Source organism: Rhodococcus ruber NBRC 15591, from assembly GCF_001894945.1.
Classification (GTDB): domain Bacteria; phylum Actinomycetota; class Actinomycetes; order Mycobacteriales; family Mycobacteriaceae; genus Rhodococcus; species Rhodococcus ruber.
In genome coordinates this window covers 67694-88256 of sequence record NZ_BCXE01000035.1, presented here as the reverse complement: position 1 = coordinate 88256, position 20563 = coordinate 67694, and the positions used below count along the sequence as shown (strand labels likewise).

Annotated in this window: 34 protein-coding genes; 1 reads left to right on the top strand and 33 read right to left on the bottom strand. The window is 67.9% G+C overall.

Annotation, left to right across the window (positions count from 1 at the left end):
- Positions 1-19: 19 nt before the first annotated feature.
- The 8 genes from truA to infA form a co-directional block, all read right to left on the bottom strand.
- On the bottom strand, positions 20-934 hold the full coding sequence (gene truA, locus RR3_RS21075; protein WP_064066055.1) for a tRNA pseudouridine(38-40) synthase TruA: 915 nt from the start codon (positions 932-934) through the stop codon (positions 20-22).
- Positions 935-939: 5 nt separating this feature from the next.
- A complete protein-coding gene (gene rplQ, locus RR3_RS21070) occupies positions 940-1512 on the bottom strand; it encodes a 50S ribosomal protein L17 (protein WP_003938063.1) in 573 nt (190 codons plus the stop codon).
- 31 nt (positions 1513-1543) lie between these two features.
- Positions 1544-2605 carry a DNA-directed RNA polymerase subunit alpha gene (locus RR3_RS21065; protein WP_006947180.1) on the bottom strand — a complete coding sequence of 354 codons (1062 nt, stop codon included), beginning with the start codon at positions 2603-2605 and terminating at the stop codon, positions 1544-1546.
- Positions 2606-2707: 102 nt separating this feature from the next.
- The gene (rpsD, locus tag RR3_RS21060; protein ID WP_003938065.1) at positions 2708-3313 is read right to left on the bottom strand and encodes a 30S ribosomal protein S4; all 606 of its coding nucleotides are present in this window, start codon (positions 3311-3313) and stop codon (positions 2708-2710) included.
- A 21-nt stretch (positions 3314-3334) separates the two neighbouring features.
- The gene (gene rpsK / locus RR3_RS21055; RefSeq protein ID WP_003938066.1) at positions 3335-3748 is read right to left on the bottom strand and encodes a 30S ribosomal protein S11; all 414 of its coding nucleotides are present in this window, start codon (positions 3746-3748) and stop codon (positions 3335-3337) included.
- Positions 3748-4116, bottom strand: coding sequence for a 30S ribosomal protein S13 (rpsM, locus tag RR3_RS21050; protein WP_003938067.1), 369 nt, complete (start codon positions 4114-4116; stop codon positions 3748-3750). The genes rpsK and rpsM overlap by 1 nt, the downstream gene beginning before the upstream one ends.
- Before the next feature lie 244 nt (positions 4117-4360).
- On the bottom strand, positions 4361-4474 hold the full coding sequence (rpmJ, locus tag RR3_RS21045; RefSeq protein ID WP_003938068.1) for a 50S ribosomal protein L36: 114 nt from the start codon (positions 4472-4474) through the stop codon (positions 4361-4363).
- Between the two features lie 91 nt (positions 4475-4565).
- Positions 4566-4787 carry a translation initiation factor IF-1 gene (gene infA / locus RR3_RS21040; protein WP_003886926.1) on the bottom strand — a complete coding sequence of 74 codons (222 nt, stop codon included), beginning with the start codon at positions 4785-4787 and terminating at the stop codon, positions 4566-4568.
- Positions 4788-4958: 171 nt separating this feature from the next.
- Between infA and dtd the strand changes: the two genes are divergently transcribed.
- Positions 4959-5396: a D-aminoacyl-tRNA deacylase gene (dtd, locus tag RR3_RS21035; RefSeq protein WP_010595596.1), complete on the top strand. Its 438-nt coding sequence runs from the start codon at positions 4959-4961 to the stop codon at positions 5394-5396.
- Between the two features lie 81 nt (positions 5397-5477).
- Here the strand turns inward: dtd and map are convergent, their stop codons facing one another.
- The 25 genes from map to RR3_RS20910 form a co-directional block, all read right to left on the bottom strand.
- Positions 5478-6275 (bottom strand): type I methionyl aminopeptidase, encoded by a 798-nt coding sequence (map, locus tag RR3_RS21030; protein WP_010595597.1) that lies wholly within the window; start codon positions 6273-6275, stop codon positions 5478-5480.
- 18 nt (positions 6276-6293) lie between these two features.
- Complete coding sequence (locus tag RR3_RS21025) at positions 6294-6839, bottom strand: adenylate kinase (protein WP_010595598.1); 546 nt, start codon at positions 6837-6839, stop codon at positions 6294-6296.
- Positions 6836-8149 carry a preprotein translocase subunit SecY gene (secY, locus tag RR3_RS21020; protein WP_010595599.1) on the bottom strand — a complete coding sequence of 438 codons (1314 nt, stop codon included), beginning with the start codon at positions 8147-8149 and terminating at the stop codon, positions 6836-6838. The genes RR3_RS21025 and secY overlap by 4 nt, the downstream gene beginning before the upstream one ends.
- A 289-nt stretch (positions 8150-8438) precedes the next feature.
- Positions 8439-8882: a 50S ribosomal protein L15 gene (gene rplO / locus RR3_RS21015; protein ID WP_003938073.1), complete on the bottom strand. Its 444-nt coding sequence runs from the start codon at positions 8880-8882 to the stop codon at positions 8439-8441.
- Positions 8879-9079: a 50S ribosomal protein L30 gene (gene rpmD, locus RR3_RS21010; protein ID WP_006947165.1), complete on the bottom strand. Its 201-nt coding sequence runs from the start codon at positions 9077-9079 to the stop codon at positions 8879-8881. Before rpmD ends, rplO begins: the two co-directional genes overlap by 4 nt.
- Positions 9079-9729: a 30S ribosomal protein S5 gene (rpsE, locus tag RR3_RS21005; RefSeq protein ID WP_003938075.1), complete on the bottom strand. Its 651-nt coding sequence runs from the start codon at positions 9727-9729 to the stop codon at positions 9079-9081. Before rpsE ends, rpmD begins: the two co-directional genes overlap by 1 nt.
- A 31-nt stretch (positions 9730-9760) precedes the next feature.
- Positions 9761-10168: a 50S ribosomal protein L18 gene (rplR, locus tag RR3_RS21000; protein WP_010595600.1), complete on the bottom strand. Its 408-nt coding sequence runs from the start codon at positions 10166-10168 to the stop codon at positions 9761-9763.
- 2 nt (positions 10169-10170) lie between these two features.
- Positions 10171-10710 carry a 50S ribosomal protein L6 gene (gene rplF / locus RR3_RS20995; RefSeq protein WP_040272340.1) on the bottom strand — a complete coding sequence of 180 codons (540 nt, stop codon included), beginning with the start codon at positions 10708-10710 and terminating at the stop codon, positions 10171-10173.
- 14 nt (positions 10711-10724) lie between these two features.
- The gene (gene rpsH / locus RR3_RS20990; RefSeq protein WP_017681442.1) at positions 10725-11123 is read right to left on the bottom strand and encodes a 30S ribosomal protein S8; all 399 of its coding nucleotides are present in this window, start codon (positions 11121-11123) and stop codon (positions 10725-10727) included.
- A gap of 185 nt (positions 11124-11308) precedes the next feature.
- A complete protein-coding gene (locus tag RR3_RS20985; RefSeq protein ID WP_003938079.1) occupies positions 11309-11494 on the bottom strand; it encodes a type Z 30S ribosomal protein S14 in 186 nt (61 codons plus the stop codon).
- A 4-nt stretch (positions 11495-11498) separates the two neighbouring features.
- Positions 11499-12065 (bottom strand): 50S ribosomal protein L5, encoded by a 567-nt coding sequence (rplE, locus tag RR3_RS20980; RefSeq protein WP_003938080.1) that lies wholly within the window; start codon positions 12063-12065, stop codon positions 11499-11501.
- 1 nt (position 12066) lies between these two features.
- A complete protein-coding gene (gene rplX / locus RR3_RS20975) occupies positions 12067-12384 on the bottom strand; it encodes a 50S ribosomal protein L24 (protein WP_010595602.1) in 318 nt (105 codons plus the stop codon).
- Positions 12384-12752: a 50S ribosomal protein L14 gene (gene rplN, locus RR3_RS20970; protein WP_003938082.1), complete on the bottom strand. Its 369-nt coding sequence runs from the start codon at positions 12750-12752 to the stop codon at positions 12384-12386. The genes rplX and rplN overlap by 1 nt, the downstream gene beginning before the upstream one ends.
- Positions 12753-13049: 297 nt before the next feature.
- Positions 13050-13334, bottom strand: coding sequence for a 30S ribosomal protein S17 (rpsQ, locus tag RR3_RS20965; RefSeq protein WP_026137932.1), 285 nt, complete (start codon positions 13332-13334; stop codon positions 13050-13052).
- Positions 13331-13567 (bottom strand): 50S ribosomal protein L29, encoded by a 237-nt coding sequence (gene rpmC / locus RR3_RS20960; RefSeq protein WP_003938084.1) that lies wholly within the window; start codon positions 13565-13567, stop codon positions 13331-13333. The genes rpsQ and rpmC overlap by 4 nt, the downstream gene beginning before the upstream one ends.
- Positions 13567-13983 carry a 50S ribosomal protein L16 gene (gene rplP, locus RR3_RS20955; RefSeq protein ID WP_006947154.1) on the bottom strand — a complete coding sequence of 139 codons (417 nt, stop codon included), beginning with the start codon at positions 13981-13983 and terminating at the stop codon, positions 13567-13569. The genes rpmC and rplP overlap by 1 nt, the downstream gene beginning before the upstream one ends.
- Positions 13984-13986: 3 nt before the next feature.
- A complete protein-coding gene (rpsC, locus tag RR3_RS20950) occupies positions 13987-14784 on the bottom strand; it encodes a 30S ribosomal protein S3 (RefSeq protein WP_003938086.1) in 798 nt (265 codons plus the stop codon).
- Positions 14784-15182: a 50S ribosomal protein L22 gene (gene rplV, locus RR3_RS20945; protein ID WP_026137933.1), complete on the bottom strand. Its 399-nt coding sequence runs from the start codon at positions 15180-15182 to the stop codon at positions 14784-14786. Before rplV ends, rpsC begins: the two co-directional genes overlap by 1 nt.
- Positions 15179-15460, bottom strand: coding sequence for a 30S ribosomal protein S19 (rpsS, locus tag RR3_RS20940; protein WP_003938088.1), 282 nt, complete (start codon positions 15458-15460; stop codon positions 15179-15181). Before rpsS ends, rplV begins: the two co-directional genes overlap by 4 nt.
- A 19-nt stretch (positions 15461-15479) precedes the next feature.
- Complete coding sequence (rplB, locus tag RR3_RS20935; RefSeq protein WP_003938089.1) at positions 15480-16313, bottom strand: 50S ribosomal protein L2; 834 nt, start codon at positions 16311-16313, stop codon at positions 15480-15482.
- A gap of 37 nt (positions 16314-16350) precedes the next feature.
- Positions 16351-16656, bottom strand: a complete 306-nt coding sequence (gene rplW / locus RR3_RS20930) for a 50S ribosomal protein L23 (RefSeq protein ID WP_003938090.1) — start codon at positions 16654-16656, stop codon at positions 16351-16353.
- A complete protein-coding gene (rplD, locus tag RR3_RS20925; RefSeq protein ID WP_003938091.1) occupies positions 16653-17336 on the bottom strand; it encodes a 50S ribosomal protein L4 in 684 nt (227 codons plus the stop codon). Before rplD ends, rplW begins: the two co-directional genes overlap by 4 nt.
- Positions 17333-17986: a 50S ribosomal protein L3 gene (gene rplC, locus RR3_RS20920; protein WP_003938092.1), complete on the bottom strand. Its 654-nt coding sequence runs from the start codon at positions 17984-17986 to the stop codon at positions 17333-17335. The genes rplD and rplC overlap by 4 nt, the downstream gene beginning before the upstream one ends.
- A 45-nt stretch (positions 17987-18031) precedes the next feature.
- Positions 18032-18337: a 30S ribosomal protein S10 gene (rpsJ, locus tag RR3_RS20915; protein WP_003938093.1), complete on the bottom strand. Its 306-nt coding sequence runs from the start codon at positions 18335-18337 to the stop codon at positions 18032-18034.
- A gap of 435 nt (positions 18338-18772) precedes the next feature.
- Positions 18773-20437 (bottom strand): amidase, encoded by a 1665-nt coding sequence (locus RR3_RS20910; protein ID WP_040272334.1) that lies wholly within the window; start codon positions 20435-20437, stop codon positions 18773-18775.
- Positions 20438-20563 lie beyond the last annotated feature (126 nt).

Below are 20563 nucleotides of genomic sequence, written 5' to 3'. Positions count from 1 at the left end.
CGGCGGGTTCGGCCGCGGGTCAGCAGCAGCCGGGACCGACGGGCCCACGTACCTCGCGGGTGGCCGCGTTGCGTGCCGCGAGTTCGTCGTCGGGGGGATAGTCGACGCCGACGAGGCTGAGTCCGTGCGCCGGAGCCACGGCCACGGCCGCGGCGCGCTGCCGTTCGTCGAGCAGCGCGGTCGTCCACTCGACACTGCGCCGCCCCTCCCCTACCGCGAGCGCCGCCCCGACGAGGCTGCGCACCATCGACCAGCAGAACGCGTCCGCGCTCACGTGCGCGGTGAGGATGTCCCCTGTGCGCGTCCAGTCGAAGCGTTGCAGTTCGCGGACCGTCGTCGCACCGTCGCGCCGCTTGCAGAAGGCGGCGAAGTCGTGCAGGCCCAGCAGCGACCGCGAGGCGGCACGCATGGCGTCGACGTCCACCGGTTTGGGCCAGGCGACGGTGTCGCGGGCCCGCAGCGGCTCGGCGCCGTAGACGGCGGTGGTGAGCCGGTACTCGTAGTGCCGGCGGACCGCCGAGAAACGGGCGTCGAAGTGGGGCGGGGCGACGGAGATGCCGGTGACGCGGACGTCGCGCGGCAGGAACCGCGCGAGCCGCCGCACCAGGCGGGCGAGGTCGTCCGGAAGGGTAGCGGTGGGGACGTCGACGTGCGCGACCTGACCGGACGCGTGCACCCCGGCGTCGGTCCGCCCGGCGACCGTGAGCTGGACCGGAGTGCGTACGACCGCCCCGAGCTTCTCTTCGATCTCCCCGCACACCGTCCGTCGTCCGGGCTGCCGTGCCCAGCCGGAGAAGTCGGTGCCGTCGTAGGCGATGTCGAGCCGCAGCCGGGTGCTGTCCTCACCGGCGGCGGACGGGTTCTCGAAAGCAACGGGCCCGCCGCCCCGGTGGGGGGCGACGGGCTCGTTCGCTTCAGCGGATGCCGAAACCAAGTGGACTAGTCCTTCTTGGCCTCGTCGGCGTCCTTGGCGTCGGCCGCGGTGGCGGTCTCGTCCTCGATCGCGTCGACGACGGCGTCCGCGTTCTCGACCTGCGCGTCGGAGGCGTCGGCCTCGACGGCCTCGACGACGTTCTCCTCGGCCGGGGCCTCGGTGGCCGGCGCGCTCTGCGAGGCGGCGACGCGACGGGCGCGGTCGGCCTCGGAGGTGACGGTCTTCTCCTTGACGAGCTCGATGATCGCCATGGGAGCGTTGTCACCCTTGCGCGGCATCGTCTTGACGATGCGCGTGTAGCCGCCGTTGCGGTCCTCGTAGAACGGGCCGATCTCCGCGAACAGCGTGTGGACGACGTCCTTGTTGCGGATGACCTTCAGCACCTCACGACGGTTGGCCAGCGTGCCGGCCTTCGCGTGCGTGACGAGCTTCTCGGCGTAGGGCCGCAGGGCCTTGGCCTTGGCCTCGGTGGTGGTGATGCGGCCGTGCTCGAAGAGCGCGGTGGCCAGGTTGGCCAGCAGCGCCTTCTGGTGCGAGGCCGACCCGCCGAAGCGGGCACCCTTCTTGGGCTTGGGCATGATGAATCTCCTAGTAACGGACCGTGAGCTGCTACAGCTGCTCGGTCTCGGCGTAGTCCTCGTTCCCCTCGGCGTCGCCGAAGGAACCGGCGTCCGTGTCGCTCCAGGTACCGGTCGCGGCGTCGTAGCCGGCGACGGTGCTCGGGTCGAAGGACGCGGGGCTGTCCTTGAGGGAGAGGCCGAGCGAGTGCAGCTTGACCTTCACCTCGTCGATGGACTTCTGACCGAAGTTGCGGATGTCGAGCAGGTCGGACTCCGTGCGTGCCACGAGCTCACCGACGGTGTGCACACCCTCGCGCTTGAGGCAGTTGTAGGACCGGACCGTGAGGTCGAGATCCTCGATGGGGAGTCCGAAGGAGGCGATGTGGTCGGCCTCGGCGGGCGAGGGACCGATCTCGATGCCTTCTGCTTCGACGTTCAGCTCACGAGCCAGACCGAAGAGCTCCACCAGGGTCTTGCCCGCCGAAGCGAGCGCGTCCCGCGCGGTGATCGAGTTCTTGGTCTCCACGTCGAGAATCAACCGATCGAAGTCGGTGCGCTGCTCGACGCGGGTCGCCTCCACCTTGTAGGTCACCTTGAGCACCGGCGAGTAGATCGAGTCGACCGGAATACGGCCGATCTCGGCGCCGGACGCCTTGTTCTGGACGGCAGGGACGTAGCCGCGGCCGCGCTCGACGACGAGCTCGATCTCCAGCTTGCCCTTGTCGTTCAGGGTGGCGATGTGCAGGTCCGGGTTGTGGACGGTGACACCGGCCGGGGGCACGATGTCGCCCGCGGTCACGGTGCCGGGGCCCTGCTTGCGGACGTACATGGTGACCGGCTCGTCCTCTTCCGAGCTGACCACGAGGCCCTTGAGGTTGAGGATGATGTCGGTGACATCCTCCTTGACCCCGGGAACCGTGGTGAACTCGTGGAGCACGCCGTCGATGCGAATGCTGGTGACGGCCGCGCCCGGAATCGAGGACAGCAGGGTGCGACGAAGCGAGTTGCCGAGGGTGTACCCGAAGCCCGGCTCGAGGGGTTCGATGACGAACTTCGAGCGGTCGTCGGCGATGACCTCTTCGCTGAGGGTGGGTCGCTGCGAGATGAGCATGGAGTGCCTCCTTGTGGGCGTCCGCCATATGACGCCCTGGTCGGGATGTGGTGTCCCCCCGGACCTCGGGAGGACCGGAAGGACACCACGGCGCGAAGCGCCTTACTTCGAGTAGTACTCGACGATCAGCTGTTCCTGCAGCGGGATGTCGATCTGCGCGCGCTCGGGGAGCTGGTGGACCAGCACCCGCAGACGCGGGCCGACGACCTGCAGCCAACCCGGGATCGGACGATCGCCCTGGGTCTCACGGGCCACCTGGAAGGGCAGCGTGCCCAGCGACTTCTCGCGGACGTCGATGATGTCGTACTGCGAGACGCGGTAGCTGGGGATGTCGACCTTCTTGCCGTTCACCAGGAAGTGACCGTGGCTCACCAGCTGGCGGGCCTGACGGCGGGTCCGGGCGAGACCGGCACGGTAGACGACGTTGTCCAGACGCGACTCGAGGATGGTCAGCAGGACCTCGCCGGTCTTGCCGGGCCGGCCGGCGGCCTCCTCGTAGTAGCGACGGAACTGCTTCTCCATCACGCCGTAGGAGAAGCGGGCCTTCTGCTTCTCCTGCAGCTGGAGCAGGTATTCGCTCTCCTTGATCCGCGCGCGGCCGTGCTGGCCGGGCGGGTAGGGGCGACGCTCGAACGCCTGGTCGCCTCCGACGAGGTCGACACGCAGACGACGCGACTTACGGGTAACGGGACCGGTATAGCGAGCCATGATTCAAACCTTCCTTTCCCGTTAGACGCGACGCCGCTTGGGCGGACGGCAGCCGTTGTGCGGCTGGGGGGTGACGTCGGAGATGGTGCCGACCTCGAGGCCCGCGGCCTGGAGGGAACGGATCGCCGTCTCGCGGCCCGAGCCCGGGCCCTTCACGAAGACGTCGACCTTCTTGACACCGTGCTCCTGCGCCTTGCGGGCAGCGTTCTCGGCGGCGAGCTGCGCGGCGAACGGGGTCGACTTGCGCGAACCCTTGAAGCCGACGTGGCCGGAGGACGCCCAGGAGATGACGTTGCCGTTCGGGTCCGTGATGGACACGATCGTGTTGTTGAAGGTGCTCTTGATGTGAGCGGCACCGTGCGGGACGTTCTTCTTGTCCCTGCGGCGCGCCTTCTGGGTCTTCTTGGGACCGGTGCTGCGTGACTTGGGAGGCATTACTTCTTCTTTCCTGCGACGGTGCGCTTCGGACCCTTACGGGTGCGGGCGTTGGTCTTGGTGCGCTGTCCACGCACGGGCAGACCACGACGGTGTCGCAGGCCCTGGTAGCAGCCGATCTCGATCTTGCGACGGATGTCCGCCTGGACCTCGCGGCGGAGGTCACCCTCGACCTTGTAGGTCTCCTCGATGAACTCGCGCAGCTTGGCGAGATCCTCGTCGGAGAGGTCCTTGCTGCGCAGATCCGGGCTCACGCCGGTGGCCTCGAGGATCTCCTTCGAGCGGGTACGGCCGATGCCGTAGATGTAGGTCAGTGCGATCTCCATCCGCTTTTCGCGGGGAAGATCGACACCTGCGAGACGTGCCATGTGGCATTCCTATTCGGTGTGCGGAGGTCTGCTCCCAGCCCGTCCCCTGCGTCGTGAAACTGTGTGGTCCCGCGGCCCGGCCGAAGCCGGAACGCCGGTAGTCCGAAACACAGTGGGGCCCCGGCCTCCGAACCGGGGGTGTATCGCGCGGCTCCCCGACGAATCGGGAATCGTGACCGAACGACTGGTACTGGAAGGTCTTCTCTAGCTTGTTGCCAAGCCGATCCTTCGAAGAGCGGGTGGTCTAGCCCTGGCGCTGCTTGTGGCGCAGGTTCTCGCAGATCACCATGACCCGGCCGTTACGCCGGATCACCTTGCACTTCTCGCAGATCTTCTTGACGCTCGGCTGAACCTTCACGGTGCGTCTGATCTCCTGTGTGTACGCCTGCGGCAGAGCACGAGGCATGCTGCAGACATGGTTCTCCCCGACCGTGCGGCCGGGGAAGCTCTTACTTGTAGCGGTAGACGATGCGCCCACGCGACAGGTCGTAGGGCGAGAGCTCTACGACAACCCGGTCCTCGGGCAGGATGCGAATGTAGTGCTGACGCATCTTGCCGCTGATGTGAGCCAGGACCTTGTGACCGTTCTCGAGCTCAATGCGAAACATCGCATTGGGCAGCGGCTCGATCACGCGACCCTCGACCTCGATGGCTCCGTCTTTCTTGGCCATATCCTCCGCGATCCGTGTTGTTCGGCGTGTGGTTGCATCGGTGTCCGTTACCGTGACGCTCGGCGTGACCGGACTGCGGACACCCGCAGACCGGCGCGCAGGGCGCACCATCGATCTATGTTACGGGAACTTTCCCACCAGGGCCAAATGCCGACATACAGGAGGACAACCGTGCGGGCGTTGGTTCAGCGGGTGACGGGTGCCGCGGTCGCGGTCGACGGCCGCGAGGTCGCCCGGATCTCACCCCCGGTCGGCGGCCACGGGCTGCTCGTGCTCGTCGGGGTGACCCACGACGACGACGCGGCCAAGGCCGCGACGCTGGCCCGGAAGGTGTGGACGATGCGGATCCTCGAGGACGAGAAGTCGGCGTCCGATCTGGCGGCCCCGATCCTCGTGGTCAGCCAGTTCACGCTCATGGCCGACACGCGCAAGAGCCGGCGGCCGTCGTGGTCGGCGGCCGCGCCCCGCGCCGTCGCCGAACCGCTGGTGGACGAGTTCGCGGCGGCTCTGCGGGAGCTGGGCGCCGACGTGCAGACCGGAGTCTTCGGGGAGCACATGGAGGTGAGCCTCGTGAACGACGGTCCGGTCACCCTCCTGGTCGAGGTGTGAACCGGAGTCGGCGGCCCGGGCGACGATCCCGTTCGGCTCCTCGGGCAGCGAGCGGTGCATTCGCTCGCCGCCACCGCCGCGCTACTCCGGGCGCGGGGTGAGGATGCGCGGGCCGTCCTCGGTCACCGCGACGGTGTGCTCCCAGTGCGCGGCGCGGCTGCCGTCGGTCGTGACGACGGTCCACTTGTCGTCGAGCACCTCGGTCTCGTAGGTGCCGAGCGTCAGCATCGGTTCGATGGCGAGCACCGATCCCACCACGAGGCGGGGGCCCTTCCCGGGCTCGCCCTCGTTCGGCAGGAACGGGTCCATGTGCATTTCGCGGCCGATGGCGTGCCCGCCGTATCCGTCGACGATGCCGTAGTGCCGGCCGTGCACCCGCTCCGCCTCGCGGGTGCCGGTCTCGATGGCGTGCGAGACGTCGGTGAGCCGGTTGTCCGGCAGCATCGCCGCGATGCCCGCCTCCATCGACAGCCGTGTCGCATCGCTGAGATCGACGTCGGCGGCGGCGAGTTCCCCGACGCCGAAGGTCCACGCCGAGTCGCCGTGCCAGCCGTCGAGGATCGCGCCGCAGTCGATCGACACGAGATCGCCCTCGGCGAGGATCTCCGTCGCCGAGGGGATTCCGTGCACCACGCGGTCGTTCACCGACGAGCAGATCGAGCCGGTGAACCCGTGATAGCCCAGGAAGGAGGGGACGGCCCCCGCGTCACGGATGACCGCCTCCGCCACCTGGTCCAGTTCCAGGGTGCTCACGCCCGGCTTCGCCGCCTTGCGCACCGCCACGAGTGCGGCGCCGACGACAGCGCCCGCCGCCGCCATCGCATCCAGTTCACCGGCGGTGCGGAACGGAACCACCTTGCGCTTGCGCCCGAAACCCATTGTCTTGCTCCTGCGTCCTTACTTGCCGAGAGCCGCGAGGGCGCGGGCGTTGATCTCGTCGACCTCGCCGACGGCATCGACCGTGACGAGCACATCGGCGTAGTAGTCGAGCAGCGGCGCCGTCTCCTCGCGGTACACCCGGAGCCGGTTGCGGATGACGTCCTCGGTGTCGTCGGCGCGGCCGCGGGCGAGCATCCGCTCGACCACGACGTCCTCGTCGATGTCGAAGGAGAGGACGCCGTCGAGCTTCGTGTCCAGGTCCTTCAGGATGGACTCGAGTTCGCGGGCCTGTTCCACGCTGCGGGGGAAGCCGTCGAGCAGGAAGCCGTCGGCGGCGTCGGGCTCGGCGAGACGGGCGCGCACCATGTTGTTGGTGATCTCGGCGGGTACGAGCTCGCCGGCGTCGATGTACTTCTTGGCTTCGACACCGAGCGGGGTGCCCTGCCCGATGTTGGCCCGGAACAGATCTCCGGTGGAGATCGCGGGGACGCCGAGCTTCTCCGACAGGATGGCGGCCTGCGTGCCCTTGCCGGCACCGGGCGGACCGAGGAGTACAAGTCTCACTTGAGGAACCCTTCGTAGTTGCGCTGCATGAGTTGACTTTCGATCTGCTTGACAGTGTCCAGCGCGACACTGACGAGAATGAGCACCGCGGCGCCACCGAAGATGCTGGTGGCGGTCTGGCTGCCGGAGAGGAAGAAGTTGGGCAGCGTCGCGATGAGACCCAGGTACAGCGAACCTGGCACCGTGATGCGGTTGAGGACGTAGCTGAGGTACTCGGCGGTGGGGCGTCCCGGCCGGATACCCGGGATGAAGCCGCCGTACTTCTTCATCTCGTCGGCCCGTTCCTCCGGATTGAAGGTGATGGCGACGTAGAAGAAGACGAAGAAGACGATCAGCCCGAAGTAGATCGCGATGTAGACCGGGTTGTTCGGATTCACCAGGTACTCGTTGATGATCCGCTGCCACCAGCTCGGGTCGGTGGCCGAGGTGGCCCCGGTCAGCTGCGCGATGAGGTTCGGCAGGTACAGCAGCGACGACGCGAAGATCACCGGGATGATGCCGGCCTGGTTCACCTTCAACGGCAGGTACGTCGAGGACCCGCCGTACATGCGCCGGCCCACCATCCGCTTGGCGTACTGCACCGGGATCCGGCGCTGGCCCTGCTCGACGAACACCACGCCGGTGATGACGACCAGCGCGACGACGAGCACGATCGTGAAGACCAGCCCGCCGCGGGATTCGAGAATGGTGCGACCCTCGGACGGCAGCCGCGAGGCGATGCCGGCGAAGATCAGGATCGACATGCCGTTGCCGACGCCGCGCTCGGTGATGAGCTCACCGAACCACATGACGAGGGCCGCGCCGGCCGTCATGACCAGCACGATCACGACCATGCCGAAGATGCTGTCGTCGGCCAGGATCGGTTCGGAACAGCCCTGCAACAGCTGACCGCGGGCCGCGAGGGCGACGATGCCGGTGGACTGCAGCACGGCGAGCGCCACCGCGAGGTACCGCGTGTACTGCGTCATCTTGGCCTGCCCCGACTGGCCTTCCTTGCGCAACTCCTCGAAGCGCGGAATGACCACCGTCAGCAGCTGGACGATGATGCTCGCGGTGATGAACGGCATGATGCCGATCGCGAACACCGACAGCTGCAGCAGGGCGCCACCGGAGAACAGGTTGATCAGCGAGTAGATCCCGGCGGAGTCCCCGCCGCTGAGCTGATCGATGCAGGCACGCACGTTGCCGTAGTCGACGCCCGGAGACGGCAGCGTCGCGCCGAGGCGGTACAGAGCCACCAACCCGAGCGCGACGAGGATCTTCCGCCTCAGGTCCGGGGTCCTGAGGGCCGAGACGAAGGCGGAAAGCAAAGATCCTCCTGGCAGGGCGAAACGGGAGACTGTGGATCGACGCGCGGGGTCCGACGGTCGACAACTCTTGAACTCTAGCAGCGCGCCCGGAACCGGTGCCGTGGCGCCGGGTCGGGGCCGGCCGTCCACGCGGCAGCCGGATGCCACTGCGCGGTGTCCGGATGCCACTGCGCGGTGTCCGGATGCCACTGCGCGGTGTCCGGCAGGGCGGGAACGCCGAACGGCCGCACTGCAGCACGTGCTGCAGTGCGGCCGTTCGTGTGCTGTGCGTCACGCACGAGCGAACCGGTCAGGCCAGTTCGGTCGCGGTGCCGCCGGCAGCGGTGATCTTCTCCTTGGCGGAGCCGGAGAACTTGTTCGCGGTCACCTGCACGGCCACCGTGAGCTCGCCCTCGCCGAGGACCTTCACGAGCTGGTTCTTGCGAACCGCGCCCTTGGCGACGAGCTCGTCGACGCCGACCTGTCCCCCCTCGGGGAAGAGACGGGCGATGTCGCCGACGTTGACGACCTGGTACTCGGTGCGGAAGGCGTTCTTGAAGCCCTTGAGCTTCGGCAGCCGCATGTGCAGCGGCATCTGGCCACCCTCGAAGGCCGCCGAGACGTTCTTGCGCGCCTTGGTGCCCTTCGTACCGCGACCGGCGGTCTTGCCCTTCGAACCCTCACCGCGACCGACGCGGGTCTTGTCCGTCTTCGCGCCCGGAGCCGGGCGGAGGTGGTGCAGCTTGATTGTCACTTGGAGGCCTCCTCAGCAGTGACTTCCTCGACAACGACGAGGTGACGCACCACGTTGATCAAGCCGCGGTTCTGCGCGTTGTCCTCGCGGACCACGGACTGGCGGATCTTCCGCAGACCGAGGGTGCGCAGGCTGTCGCGCTGGTTCGACTTGGCGCCGATGGTGCTCTTGACCTGAGTGATCTTCAGCTCTGCCATTACTTCACGCTCCCAGCGGCCTGTGCCCGGGCGCGCAGCATGCCCGCAGGTGCGACGTCCTCGAGGGCCAGACCGCGGCGAGCCGCGACTTCCTCGGGGCGCTGCAGCTGCTTGAGGGCGGCCACGGTGGCGTGCACGACGTTGATGGCGTTGTCGCTGCCGAGCGACTTCGACAGGATGTCGTGGATGCCCGCGCATTCGAGCACGGCACGCACCGCACCACCGGCGATCACACCGGTACCCGGCGAGGCGGGGCGCAGCATGACGACGCCGGCCGCGGCCTCACCCTGCACCGGGTGCGTGATCGTGGAGCCGATGAGCGGGACGCGGAAGAAGCCCTTGCGAGCCTCCTCGACACCCTTCTGGATGGCCGCGGGAACTTCCTTGGCCTTGCCGTAGCCGACGCCGACCAGGCCGTTGCCGTCGCCCACGATCACCAGTGCGGTGAAGCTGAAGCGACGGCCGCCCTTGACGACCTTCGACACACGGTTGATCGAGACGACACGCTCGATGTAGTTCGACTTCTCGGCGGCACCGCCGCCGCGCGAGTCGCGATCGCGGCGGTCGCGACCACCACGCTGGTCCCCGGTGTTGGGGCCATTCTGTCCGGCGGGGCCGTTGCCGCCGTCACGCCGCTGACGTCCCGGCATCAGGCGTTCCTTCCGTTCGAAGAGATGGTCATCAGAACTTCAACCCGCTTTCGCGAGCCGCGTCTGCGAGGGCCGCGATCCGGCCGCTGTAGGTGTGGCCGCCACGGTCGAAGACCACAGCCTCCACGCCGGCGGCCTTGGCGCGCTCGGCGAGCAGCTGGCCGACCTTGGCGCCGCGCGCCTTCTTGTCGCCCTCGAGCGCACGCACGTCCGGCTCGACGGTCGAGGCCGCCGCCAGCGTGGTGCCCGTCAGGTCGTCGACCAGCTGGGCGTGAATGTGGCGCGAGGACCGGTTCACGACGAGACGGGGACGCTCGGCGGTGCCGGCGACCTTCTTGCGCAGACGGAAGTGCCGACGCTGCTTCGACAGCCGACGCCGGGTGGACGCGTCCTTGCCGAGCGGAATCCGCTTGGCCTTCTGGTTCTCGGTCTGGCTCATGATCACTTACCCGTCTTTCCGACCTTGCGGCGCACCTGCTCGCCCTCGTAGCGGATGCCCTTGCCCTTGTACGGGTCGGACTTGCGCAGCCGGCGAATGTTGGCCGCGATCTGGCCGACCTTCTGCTTGTCGATGCCCGAGATCGAGAACTTCGTCGGCGACTCGACCGCGAACGTGATGCCCTCGGGCGCCTCGATCGGGACCGGGTGGCTGTAGCCGAGCGAGAACTCGAGGTCCTTGCCCTTGAGCGCGACGCGGTAGCCGACGCCGTGGATCTCCATCTTCGTGGTGTACCCGTCGGTGACACCCACGATGAGGTTCTGCACGAGCGTGCGCGACAGACCGTGCAGCGCGCGGCTGCGACGCTCGTCGTTCGGACGGCTCACGTTGAGCGCGCCGTCCTCACCCTTGGCGATGGTGATCGGCTCGGCGATGGTCAGCGAGAGGTTGCCCTTGGGGCCCTTCACTGCGACGTCCTGGCCGTCGATGGTCACCTCGACGCCCGAGGGGACGGTGACCGGAAGCTTTCCAATACGCGACATTGTGGTGGCCTCCCTTACCAGACGTAGGCGAGGACTTCCCCGCCCACTCCCTGCTTGGCCGCCTGGCGATCGGTGAGCAGGCCGGAGGACGTGGAGATGATCGCCACGCCGAGGCCGCCCAGGACCTTGGGCAGGTTGGTGGATTTCGCGTACACGCGCAGGCCGGGCTTCGACACGCGGCGCACACCGGCGAGGCTGCGCTCACGGGACGGGCCGTACTTGAGGTCGACGACGAGGGTCTTGCCCACCTCGGCATCCTCGGTGCGGAAGTCGGCGATGTAGCCCTCACGCTTGAGGATCTCGGCGATGTTCGCCTTGATCTTCGAGTGGGGAAGCTTCACCTCGTCGTGGTACGCCGTGTTGGCGTTACGCAGACGCGTCAAGAAGTCTGCGATGGGGTCGGTCATGGTCATGGCTGACCTGTTCACCTTTCTCGTTGCGGTTCCCATGCAACACCGGCAGCGGCGACGAGCGTGTCGCCGGCGCGGACCGGCCGTGGGCCTACGACGAACTTGGTTTCATGCGGACCGGACGCGGTTGCGACCGGCCCCTGACAGGAGTGACGGTGGACGACCGTGCGGGTCGCCCACCGTTCACGTCACCAGGAGCTCTTGTGAACTCCCGGAAGCTGACCGCGGTGTGCCATGTCACGCAGGCAGATGCGGCAGAGTCCGAACTTGCGGAAGACCGAGTGGGGGCGCCCGCAGCGCTGGCAGCGGGTGTAGGCGCGCACCGCGAACTTCGGCTTCTTGTTGGCCTTGTTGACCAGTGCCTTCTTAGCCATGGGCTCAGTTCTCCTTGAACGGGAAGCCGAGGTGCTTGAGCAGGGCACGGCCTTCTTCGTTGTTGGTGGCGGTCGTGACGACGGTGATGTCCATGCCGCGCGGACGGTCGATCTTGTCCACGTCGATCTCGTGGAACATCGACTGCTCGTTCAGGCCGAACGTGTAGTTGCCGTTGCCGTCGAACTGGTTGCCGTTGAGGCCGCGGAAGTCCCGGATACGGGGCAGCGCGATGGAGACCAGGCGGTCCAGGAACTCCCACATGCGGTCGCCGCGCAGCGTGACGCGCGCGCCGATCGGCATGCCCTCACGCAGCTTGAACTGGGCGATCGACTTGCGGGCCTTGCGGATCTCCGGCTTCTGACCGGTGATCAGAGCGAGGTCGGCGACGGCGCCGTTGATCAGCTTCGCGTCGCGGGCGGCGTCACCGACACCCATGTTGACGACGACCTTCACGACGCCGGGGATCTGCATGACGTTCGCGTAGTCGAACTCCGCGTTCAGCGCGTCGCGGATCTCCTCGCGGTACCGGGTCTTCAGACGCGGTGTGGTCTTGTTCTCGGTGGTGGTCATGTCAGATGTCCTTCCCGTTCTTCCGGGAAATCCGAACGCGCTTGCCGGTTTCCTCGTCGGACCGGTAGCCCACGCGGGTGGGGTTGCCGTCCGAGTCGATGACAGCGACGTTGGAAACGTGGATCGGGGCCTCCTGCGTCACGATGCCCCCGGAGGAGGCGCCGCGCTCGTTGGCCGAGACCGCCGTGTGCTTCTTGATCCGGTTCACGCCCTCGACGAGGACCCGGTTCTCCTTCGGGTAGGCCGCGATGACCTTGCCCTTGGCACCCTTGTCCTTGCCCGAGATGACGAGCACGGTGTCGCCCTTGTGCACCTTCATCACAGCACCTCCGGAGCGAGCGAGACGATCTTCATGAACCGCTTGTCGCGCAGCTCGCGGCCGACGGGGCCGAAGATGCGGGTGCCGCGCGGGTCGTTGTCACCCTTGATGATGACGGCGGCGTTCTCGTCGAACTTGATGTACGAGCCGTCCGGCCGGCGGCGCTCCTTGGCGGTGCGCACGATCACGGCCTTGACGACGTCACCGCGCTTGACGTTGCCACCGGGGATCGCGTCCTTCACGGTGGCGACGATGATGTCACCGATACCGGCGTAGCGACGGGACGAGCCACCGAGAACGCGGATGCAGAGGATCTCCTTGGCACCCGTGTTGTCGGCGACGCGCAGTCGCGACTCCTGCTGGATCACTTACTTCTCCTTGACCTGGATTGGTGTGTGCGTCAGATTTCCGACCTGGACGCACGCGGTCGTCGGTCGCCCACGGCGCACGCGCGCAAGACACACGGGTCCCGTGAGGCAACCCGTCCAGGGTAGGCGATATACCTCATGCAGGGCAAATCCGCGAACCGTGAGGTCGCTCCCTACCCCGGACCCGGGCGTGTCGTTCCCGGGATCGTCCCGGAACGACCGACGGCACCCGCACCGGCGCACGAGGCGAACGGTGTGGGTGCCGTACTCGATCGTCGTCGACGATGCGAGGAGGACCTACTTGGCCTTCTCGAGCACCTCGACCAGACGCCACCGCTTGGTCGCGGACAGCGGACGGGTCTCCATCAGCTGCACGCGGTCGCCGATGCCGGCCACGCCGTTCTCGTCGTGCGCCTTCACCTTGGTGGTACGGCGGATGATCTTGCCGTACAGCGGGTGCTTCACCCGGTCCTCGAGCTCGACCACGATCGTCTTCTCCATCTTGTCGGAGACGACGTAGCCGATGCGGACCTTGCGGCTGGCGCGCTCTTCCTTCTGGGTCACTGCCTTTTCCTCACTCATGCCGCGTCACCCGCATCCGGGCCGGAGGCCAGGCCGAGCTCGCGCTCACGCAGCACCGTGTAGATGCGGGCGATCTCGTTGCGCACGACGCGCAGCCGGCGGTTGTTGTCCAGCTGGCCGGTGGCCATCTGGAAACGAAGGTTGAACAGCTCTTCCTTCGCCTCGCGGAGCTTGGTGACCAGCTCTTCCTCGGTCAGCTCGCGGAGCTCTGTGGCGGGGGTTCCGGTAGCCATCAGAACTGCTCCTCCCTCGTCACGATCCTGCACTTGCACGGGAGCTTGTGCATCGCGCGCCGGAGGGCTTCGCGGGCAATCTCCTCGTTCGGGTAGCTCATCTCGAACATCACCCGTCCGGGCTTGACGTTCGCGACCCACCACTCGGGCGAACCCTTACCGGAACCCATGCGGGTCTCGGCGGGCTTCTTGGTGAGGGGGCGATCCGGGAAGATGTTGATCCAGATCTTGCCGCCACGCTTGATGTGCCGGGTCATGGCGATACGAGCGGACTCGATCTGCCGGTTGGTGATGTAGGCCGGCTCGAGAGCCTGGATGCCGTAGTCACCGAAGGTCACCTGGGTCCCACCCTTGGCGGCACCCGAGCGGCTCGGGTGGTGCTGCTTGCGGTGCTTGACCCGCCGTGGGATCAACATGCGTCAGCCCTCCTGATTCTCGGTCGGAGCGGGTGCATCGGCGGAGGCGGCGCGGCCGGCGTCGGTGCTCGTCGCGGTGGTGCCCGAGGCACCGGAACGACGGGGACGGCTCGGACGCTCGCGACGGGGGCGGTCGGCCGGGGCGGCGGCCGCAGCGGCCAGCTCACGGCGGCCACCGACGATGTCGCCCTTGTAGATCCAGACCTTCACGCCGATGCGGCCGAAGGTGGTCTTCGCCTCGTACAGGCCGTAGTCGATGTCCGCACGCAGCGTGTGCAGCGGGACGCGGCCTTCGCGGTAGAACTCCGAGCGGGACATCTCGGCGCCGCCGAGGCGGCCCGAGCACTGCACCCGGATGCCCTTGACGTTGGGCTGACGCATGGCCGACTGGATGGCCTTGCGCATCGCGCGACGGAACGCGACACGGTTCGAGAGCTGCTCGGCGACGCCCTGCGCCACCAGCTGGGCCTCGGACTCGGCGTTCTTGACCTCGAGGATGTTCAGCTGAACCTGCTTGCCGGTCAGCTTCTCGAGCTCGGCGCGGATGCGATCGGCCTCGGCGCCGCGGCGGCCGATGACGATGCCCGGACGCGCGGTGTGGATGTCCACACGCACACGGTCACGGGTGCGCTCGATCTCGACCTTGGCGATGCCGGCGCGTTCGAGGCCGGTGGCCAGGAACTTGCGGATCGCGACGTCTTCCTTCACGTACTCCGCGTACTGCTTGTCGGCGTACCAGCGCGACTTCCAGTCGGTGGTGATGCCCAGACGGAAGCCGTGCGGGTTGATCTTCTGGCCCACTACTGAGCTCCCTTCCGGCGGTTACGGTTTCCAGCAGACGCAGGCGCCTTGCTCTCGACGATCACGGTGATGTGGCTCGTCCGCTTGCGGATGCGGAATGCACGGCCCTGGGCACGCGGCTGGAACCGCTTGAGGGTCGCGCCCTCGTCGACGTACGCCGTGGCGACGACGAGCGTGCTCGGGTCGAGGTCCAGGTTGTTCTGCGCGTTCGCGGCGGCGCTCGCGATCACCTTGGCGACCGGCTCGGCCGCGGACTGCGGCGCGAACTTCAGGATCGACAGAGCCTCGTCCACGGTCTTGCCCCGGACGATGTCGACGACGCGACGCGCCTTCATCGGGGTCACACGCACGTGGCGCGCAACAGCCCGAGCGCTCTTGTTTGTGGTTTCAGTGCTCATCGACGCTTGCTCTTCCGGTCGTCCTTGATGTGGCCCTTGAACGTACGGGTCGGCGCGAACTCGCCGAGCTTGTGGCCGACCATCGACTCCGAGACGAACACCGGCACGTGCTTGCGACCGTCGTGGACGGCGAATGTGTGACCGATGAAGTCGGGCAGAATGGTGGAACGGCGCGACCAGGTCTTGATGACCTGCTTGGTGCCCTTTTCGTTCTGCGTATCGACCTTCGCCAGGAGGTGGTCGTCGACGAACGGGCCCTTCTTGAGGCTGCGTGGCATTCTCTAACTCCCTCCTTGACTAGCGCTTCTTGCCGGTACGGCGACGACGGACGATGAGCTTGTCGGACGCCTTGTTCTTGCGGGTGCGGCCCTCGGGCTTGCCCCACGGGCTGACCGGGTGGCGACCACCGGAGGTCTTGCCCTCACCACCGCCGTGCGGGTGGTCGACCGGGTTCATGACCACACCACGGACGGTCGGGCGCTTGCCCTTCCAGCGCATGCGGCCGGCCTTGCCCCAGTTGATGTTCGACTGCTCGGCGTTGCCGACCTCGCCGACGGTGGCGCGGCAGCGCACGTCGACGCGACGGATCTCGCCGGAGGGCATACGCAGGGTGGCGTAGGTGCCTTCCTTACCGAGCAGCTGGATGCTGGCGCCGGCGGAGCGGGCCATCTTGGCGCCGCCGCCCGGACGCAGTTCCACCGCGTGGATGGTGGTACCGGTCGGGATGTTGCGCAGCGGCAGGTTGTTGCCGGGCTTGATGTCGGCCTGCGGGCCGGACTCGACCGGAGCACCCTGCACCAGGCCCTTGGGGGCGATGATGTAGCGCTTCTCGCCGTCCACGTAGTGCAGCAGGGCGATGCGGGCGGTGCGGTTGGGGTCGTACTCGATGTGAGCGACCTTGGCCGGGATGCCGTCCTTGTCGTTGCGGCGGAAGTCGATCAGGCGGTAGGCACGCTTGTGTCCGCCACCCTTGTGCCGGGTGGTGATGCGGCCGTGCGCGTTGCGGCCACCGCGGCCGTGCAGCGGGCGAACCAGCGACTTCTCGGGCGTCGAGCGGGTGATCTCGGCGAAGTCCGAGACACTCGCGCCGCGCCGACCCGGGGTTGTCGGCTTGTACTTACGAATTGCCATGAGTCTTCTCGTCCTCTATCTCTCGAGTCCCGGCCGCCTAGGCGACCGGCCCTCCGAAGATCTCGATGGGCTTGCTGTCGGCCGACAGGGTCACGAGCGCGCGCTTGGTGTCCTTGCGCTTGCCGTAACCGAACCGGGTCCGCTTGCGCTTGCCCTGACGGTTGGCGGTGTTGACGCTGGTCACCTTGACGCCGAAGACCTTCTCGACGGCAATCTTGATCTGCGTCTTGTTCGAGTCCGGGTGCACCAGGAAGGTGTAGGTGCCCTCCTCCATCAGCCCGTAGGACTTCTCGGAGATGACCGGAGCCAGCAGGATGTCGCGCGGATCCGCGATCGTGCTCACTTGCTCTCCTCCTTCTCTGCCTGGGCGGACTCGGCCGGCCCGTGGATGAACGCGTTGAGCGCCTCGACGCTGAACACGACGTCGTCGCTGTAGAGCACGTCGTAGGTGTTCAGCTGGTCCGGAGCGATCGCGTGCACGTTCTGCAGGTTCTGCACGCTCTTCCACGCCGCGAGATCCTCACGGCCGACGACGAGGAGCAGGTTCTTGCGATCGGTCAGCTCCGCGAGGAAGGTACGCGCGCCCTTGGTGGACGGCGCCTGCCCGGCGACGAGCTCGGTGATCACGTGGATGCGCTCGTTGCGAGCCCGGTCGGAGAGGGCGCCGCGGAGGGCGGCAGCCTTCATCTTCTTGGGCGTGCGCTGGCTGTAGTCGCGCGGCTGCGGGCCGTGGACGGTGCCACCGCCGGCGAACTGCGGCGCGCGGGTCGAGCCCTGGCGGGCGCGGCCGGTGCCCTTCTGGCGGTACGGCTTCCTGCCACCGCCGCGGACCTCGCCGCGGGTCTTGGTGGCGTGCGTGCCCTGGCGAGCCGCGGCGAGCTGCGCGACGACCACCTGGTGGAGCAGCGCGATGTTCGCGGGGGCGTCGAAGATCTCGGCGGGGAGATCGACGGTGCCGTTGGTCTGGCCGCCGGGGGCCTTGACGTCGAGCGTCAGCTTGGTTGCGGTCTCGGTGCTGGTCATGCCCGTGCACCACCCTTCACTGCGGTCTTGACGATCACGACGCCGCCCTTGCGGCCCGGGATCGCACCCTTGATCAGCAGCAGGCCGTTCTCGGCGTCCACCTTGTGGACCGAGAGGTTCTGCGTCGTGACGCGGTCGCTACCCATACGCCCGGACATGCGGGTTCCCTTGAACACGCGGCCCGGCGTGGCGCAGCCACCGATGGAGCCCGGACGACGGTGCACAGCCTGCGCACCGTGCGAGGCGCCCTGACCGGCGAAGCCGTGACGCTTCATGGTGCCGGCGAAGCCCTTGCCCTTGGAGGTGCCGGTGACGTCGACGAATGCGCCGTCCTCGAAGACCTCGGCGGTGAGCTCCTGGCCGATCTCGATGCCGTCGGTGTCGTCGACACGCAGCTCGACGATGTGGCGCCGAGGAGTGACGCCCGCCTTCGCGAACTGGCCGGCGACCGGCTTGGTGACCTTGCGCGGGTCGATCGCACCGTAGGCGAGCTGCACGGCGCTGTAGCCGTCGCGCTCCTCGGTACGGATCTGGGTGACCACGTTCGGTCCGGCCTTGACGACGGTGACCGGAACGACCCGGTTGTTCTCGTCGAAGACCTGGGTCATGCCGAGCTTGGTGCCCAGGATTCCCTTGATCTGGTTAGTCATGTGTTGTCTCCGCTGCGTCTTCTACAAGCTCGCTGGTCTCGAAAGTCACTGAATGTTGACGTCGACGCTCGCCGGGAGGTCGATGCGCATGAGCGCGTCGACGGTCTTGGGCGTCGGGTCGAGGATGTCGATCAGCCGCTTGTGAGTCCGCATCTCGAAGTGCTCGCGCGAGTCCTTGTACTTGTGCGGCGAGCGGATGACGCAGTACACGTTCTTTTCGGTGGGCAACGGCACCGGGCCGACCACGCGAGCGCCCGTACGGGTCACCGTCTCGACGATCTTGCGCGCAGATGCGTCGATCGCCTCATGGTCATAGGCCTTGAGCCTGATGCGGATCTTTTGTCCCGCCACGCTTATGTGTCCTTTTCTTGCCGCGTTTCGTAGCACCCGAGCGAATCGGGAACCACCTCGTCTGCACAGTTCCGCCCGAACGGCGACGGCGAACAGCACTCTCCACACCTCGTGACCGGGCGCACCCGATCCGCATGCCGCTGTTCATCTGTCATTGTTCTCCGGCACACGCGGTCGGGCGTGTCGCCCTACTGCTCGCTCCGCAGCGTCGAACCGATGCTCGACACCACGGACCGACCTGCCGGATGTACCCGTACGGGTACAGGGAGGTACTGCTTCCGTCTTGCATGTGGCCGCGACCAGGCCGTCAGGCTCGATCCGCGACTGTCACTCGATCTCGTTCCGAGCCGCGGAAAACCGTGACCCGGTCAAGGCAACCCGACCAGTATGCAGGACCGCCCCGGCATTCTCAACTTCGCGTCGGCAGGACGGCCGTCACAATCCTCCGGTCGACAGGGTCGCCGGCGTCCGCACCGGCGCCGCCGCCCCGAGCGTATTGGTCGGATCGGGACCCGGGCCCGGAACCGTCGGCGTGACCACCGGCAGTTCCCGCGCCGCCGGCGCGACCGTCGGCACCTCGCGCCACACCGGCAGCGCCTCCTGCAGGGCCAGCCCCACCGAGATCAACCCGGATTCCTGCCACGGCAGCGCACCCAGCTGGACGCCGAACGGCAGCCCGGTCACCGCCGAGCGGCCGACGGGGAACGAAACAGCCGGGGCGCCGGTGTAATTGGCCCACTGGACGTCGCCGGCCACCCCGGACAGCACGCTCAGACCCGCGAACGCATCGCGGGGACAGCCGTCGTCGAGCGCGCCCGGCAGGGCGATCACGTCGAGCTCGTGGTCGCGGAACATGGCGTTGTACTGGTGCTGATAACGCAGCCGGTCCTGCTCCAGCGAGAAGTAGTCGGCGACGGGCAGCGCCAGAGAGGCCACTGCGGCACTGACGAGCGGCGCGAGGTCGATGCGGTACTCGCCGATCCGGTCGGCGAACTGCCGGTGGTAGGCGCCCATCTCCGCGGTGTCACCGGCCAGGAGCGACTCCGGCGGGTGGGGCATCGACACCGGAACGAGCTCGGCACCCAGTGCGCGCGCCGTCGCGAGGAACTCGTCGAACAGCCGCCGCAGCTCCGGTGCCAACCGGTCGGTCGCGCCGTGCGGGAGGCCGATACGGACGCCCGCGAGCGGGGTCGCCCCGGCGGGCGGTGTCAGCGGGTAGCCCCCCTCGGGCACGCCGGGGCCGCCGGCCGTCACCGGGTCGTCCGTCTCCTCGCCCGCGAGGACACCGAGCAGCAGCGAGGCGTCCGCGAGGCTGTGCCCGATGGGGCCGGGATGGTCCCTGGTCCAGGTGAGCGGGATCATCCCGTGCGAGGTGACCCGCCCGTACGTCGGCTTGATCGTCGAGACGCCGCACGCGCTCGCCGGCAGCCGCAGCGAACCGCCGGTGTCGCTCCCGACGGACAAGGGGGCGAAGCGGGCCGCCACCGCGGCCGCGCTGCCGCCCGACGAGCCGCCCGGGGAGTACCGCGGGTTCCACGGGTTCGCCACCTGTGGGGTCACGACACCGATCGCGAACTCGTCGGTGTGCACGTGACCGAGCAGGACCGCCCCGGCGTCCCGCAGCCGGCGCCACACGCCGGAATCCCCGGCGGCGACGTTGTCCCGGAGCACGTTGCTCGACGCCGTGAGCGGAAGCCCGCCCACCGCGAACAGATCCTTGAGCGCGATCGGCAGCCCGCACACCGGCGAGACGGGCTCGCCCGTCGTCCGGGCGGCGGTGAGCCGGGTGGCCGCCGCGTCGGCGGCGGCATAGGCGAGGTCCGGATAGAGGTGGATCCACGCGCCGACGCCGCCGTCGTGGTCCCGGGTACGGCGCAGGTACGCATCGAGGAGTTCGCGCGGATGCAGCTGTCCGGACTGCAGCAGACTGGCCGCCTCGACCGCGCTCAACATGGCCGGATCGGTGGCCGGGACGGTCGCCGGGTCGGGAAGACGAGACACCGGCCGGGCCTCGGCACGTACGCCGGGGAGCAATCCGAGTCCGACGACGCCGCCGGCAGCGGTGCCGAGGAATCGGCGCCGAGACGTTCGGTGACTCACCGGCTCGACGTTAGTGCCGGCTTCGCATACCCGCAGGGCGAGCACACCGAGCCACCCTCCCCCACGGCGGGTGACCGGTGCGCGATAATCCGTCGGACGGAACCGACCGGTATACCGGAACGCAGG

Excerpts from the sequence above, each read along its gene's own strand:
- rplQ (WP_003938063.1), bottom strand. The coding sequence starts at position 1,512 with ATGCCCAAGCCCAAGAAGGGTGCCCGCTTCGGCGGGTCGGCCTCGCAC.
- RR3_RS20985 (WP_003938079.1), bottom strand. The coding sequence starts at position 11,494 with ATGGCTAAGAAGGCACTGGTCAACAAGGCCAACAAGAAGCCGAAGTTC.
- rpsM (WP_003938067.1), bottom strand. The coding sequence starts at position 4,116 with ATGGCACGTCTCGCAGGTGTCGATCTTCCCCGCGAAAAGCGGATGGAG.
- rplE (WP_003938080.1), bottom strand. The coding sequence starts at position 12,065 with ATGACCACCACCGAGAACAAGACCACACCGCGTCTGAAGACCCGGTAC.
- map (WP_010595597.1), bottom strand. The coding sequence starts at position 6,275 with ATGGGTTTCGGGCGCAAGCGCAAGGTGGTTCCGTTCCGCACCGCCGGT.
- rpmD (WP_006947165.1), bottom strand. The coding sequence starts at position 9,079 with ATGGCAGAGCTGAAGATCACTCAGGTCAAGAGCACCATCGGCGCCAAG.
- infA (WP_003886926.1), bottom strand. The coding sequence starts at position 4,787 with ATGGCCAAGAAAGACGGAGCCATCGAGGTCGAGGGTCGCGTGATCGAG.
- rpsD (WP_003938065.1), bottom strand. The coding sequence starts at position 3,313 with ATGGCTCGCTATACCGGTCCCGTTACCCGTAAGTCGCGTCGTCTGCGT.
- rpsQ (WP_026137932.1), bottom strand. The coding sequence starts at position 13,334 with ATGAGTGAGGAAAAGGCAGTGACCCAGAAGGAAGAGCGCGCCAGCCGC.
- rpsH (WP_017681442.1), bottom strand. The coding sequence starts at position 11,123 with ATGACCATGACCGACCCCATCGCAGACTTCTTGACGCGTCTGCGTAAC.
- rpsE (WP_003938075.1), bottom strand. The coding sequence starts at position 9,729 with ATGCCGGGACGTCAGCGGCGTGACGGCGGCAACGGCCCCGCCGGACAG.
- rplP (WP_006947154.1), bottom strand. The coding sequence starts at position 13,983 with ATGTTGATCCCACGGCGGGTCAAGCACCGCAAGCAGCACCACCCGAGC.
- rplX (WP_010595602.1), bottom strand. The coding sequence starts at position 12,384 with ATGAAGGTGCACAAGGGCGACACCGTGCTCGTCATCTCGGGCAAGGAC.
- rplF (WP_040272340.1), bottom strand. The coding sequence starts at position 10,710 with ATGTCGCGTATTGGAAAGCTTCCGGTCACCGTCCCCTCGGGCGTCGAG.
- RR3_RS21065 (WP_006947180.1), bottom strand. The coding sequence starts at position 2,605 with ATGCTCATCTCGCAGCGACCCACCCTCAGCGAAGAGGTCATCGCCGAC.
- rpsK (WP_003938066.1), bottom strand. The coding sequence starts at position 3,748 with ATGCCTCCCAAGTCACGCAGCACCGGTCCCAAGAAGACCCAGAAGGCG.
- rpmC (WP_003938084.1), bottom strand. The coding sequence starts at position 13,567 with ATGGCTACCGGAACCCCCGCCACAGAGCTCCGCGAGCTGACCGAGGAA.
- rplC (WP_003938092.1), bottom strand. The coding sequence starts at position 17,986 with ATGACTAACCAGATCAAGGGAATCCTGGGCACCAAGCTCGGCATGACC.
- rpsS (WP_003938088.1), bottom strand. The coding sequence starts at position 15,460 with ATGCCACGCAGCCTCAAGAAGGGCCCGTTCGTCGACGACCACCTCCTG.
- rplR (WP_010595600.1), bottom strand. The coding sequence starts at position 10,168 with ATGAGCCAGACCGAGAACCAGAAGGCCAAGCGGATTCCGCTCGGCAAG.
- rplD (WP_003938091.1), bottom strand. The coding sequence starts at position 17,336 with ATGACCAGCACCGAGACCGCAACCAAGCTGACGCTCGACGTCAAGGCC.
- rplB (WP_003938089.1), bottom strand. The coding sequence starts at position 16,313 with ATGGCAATTCGTAAGTACAAGCCGACAACCCCGGGTCGGCGCGGCGCG.
- rplV (WP_026137933.1), bottom strand. The coding sequence starts at position 15,182 with ATGAGCACTGAAACCACAAACAAGAGCGCTCGGGCTGTTGCGCGCCAC.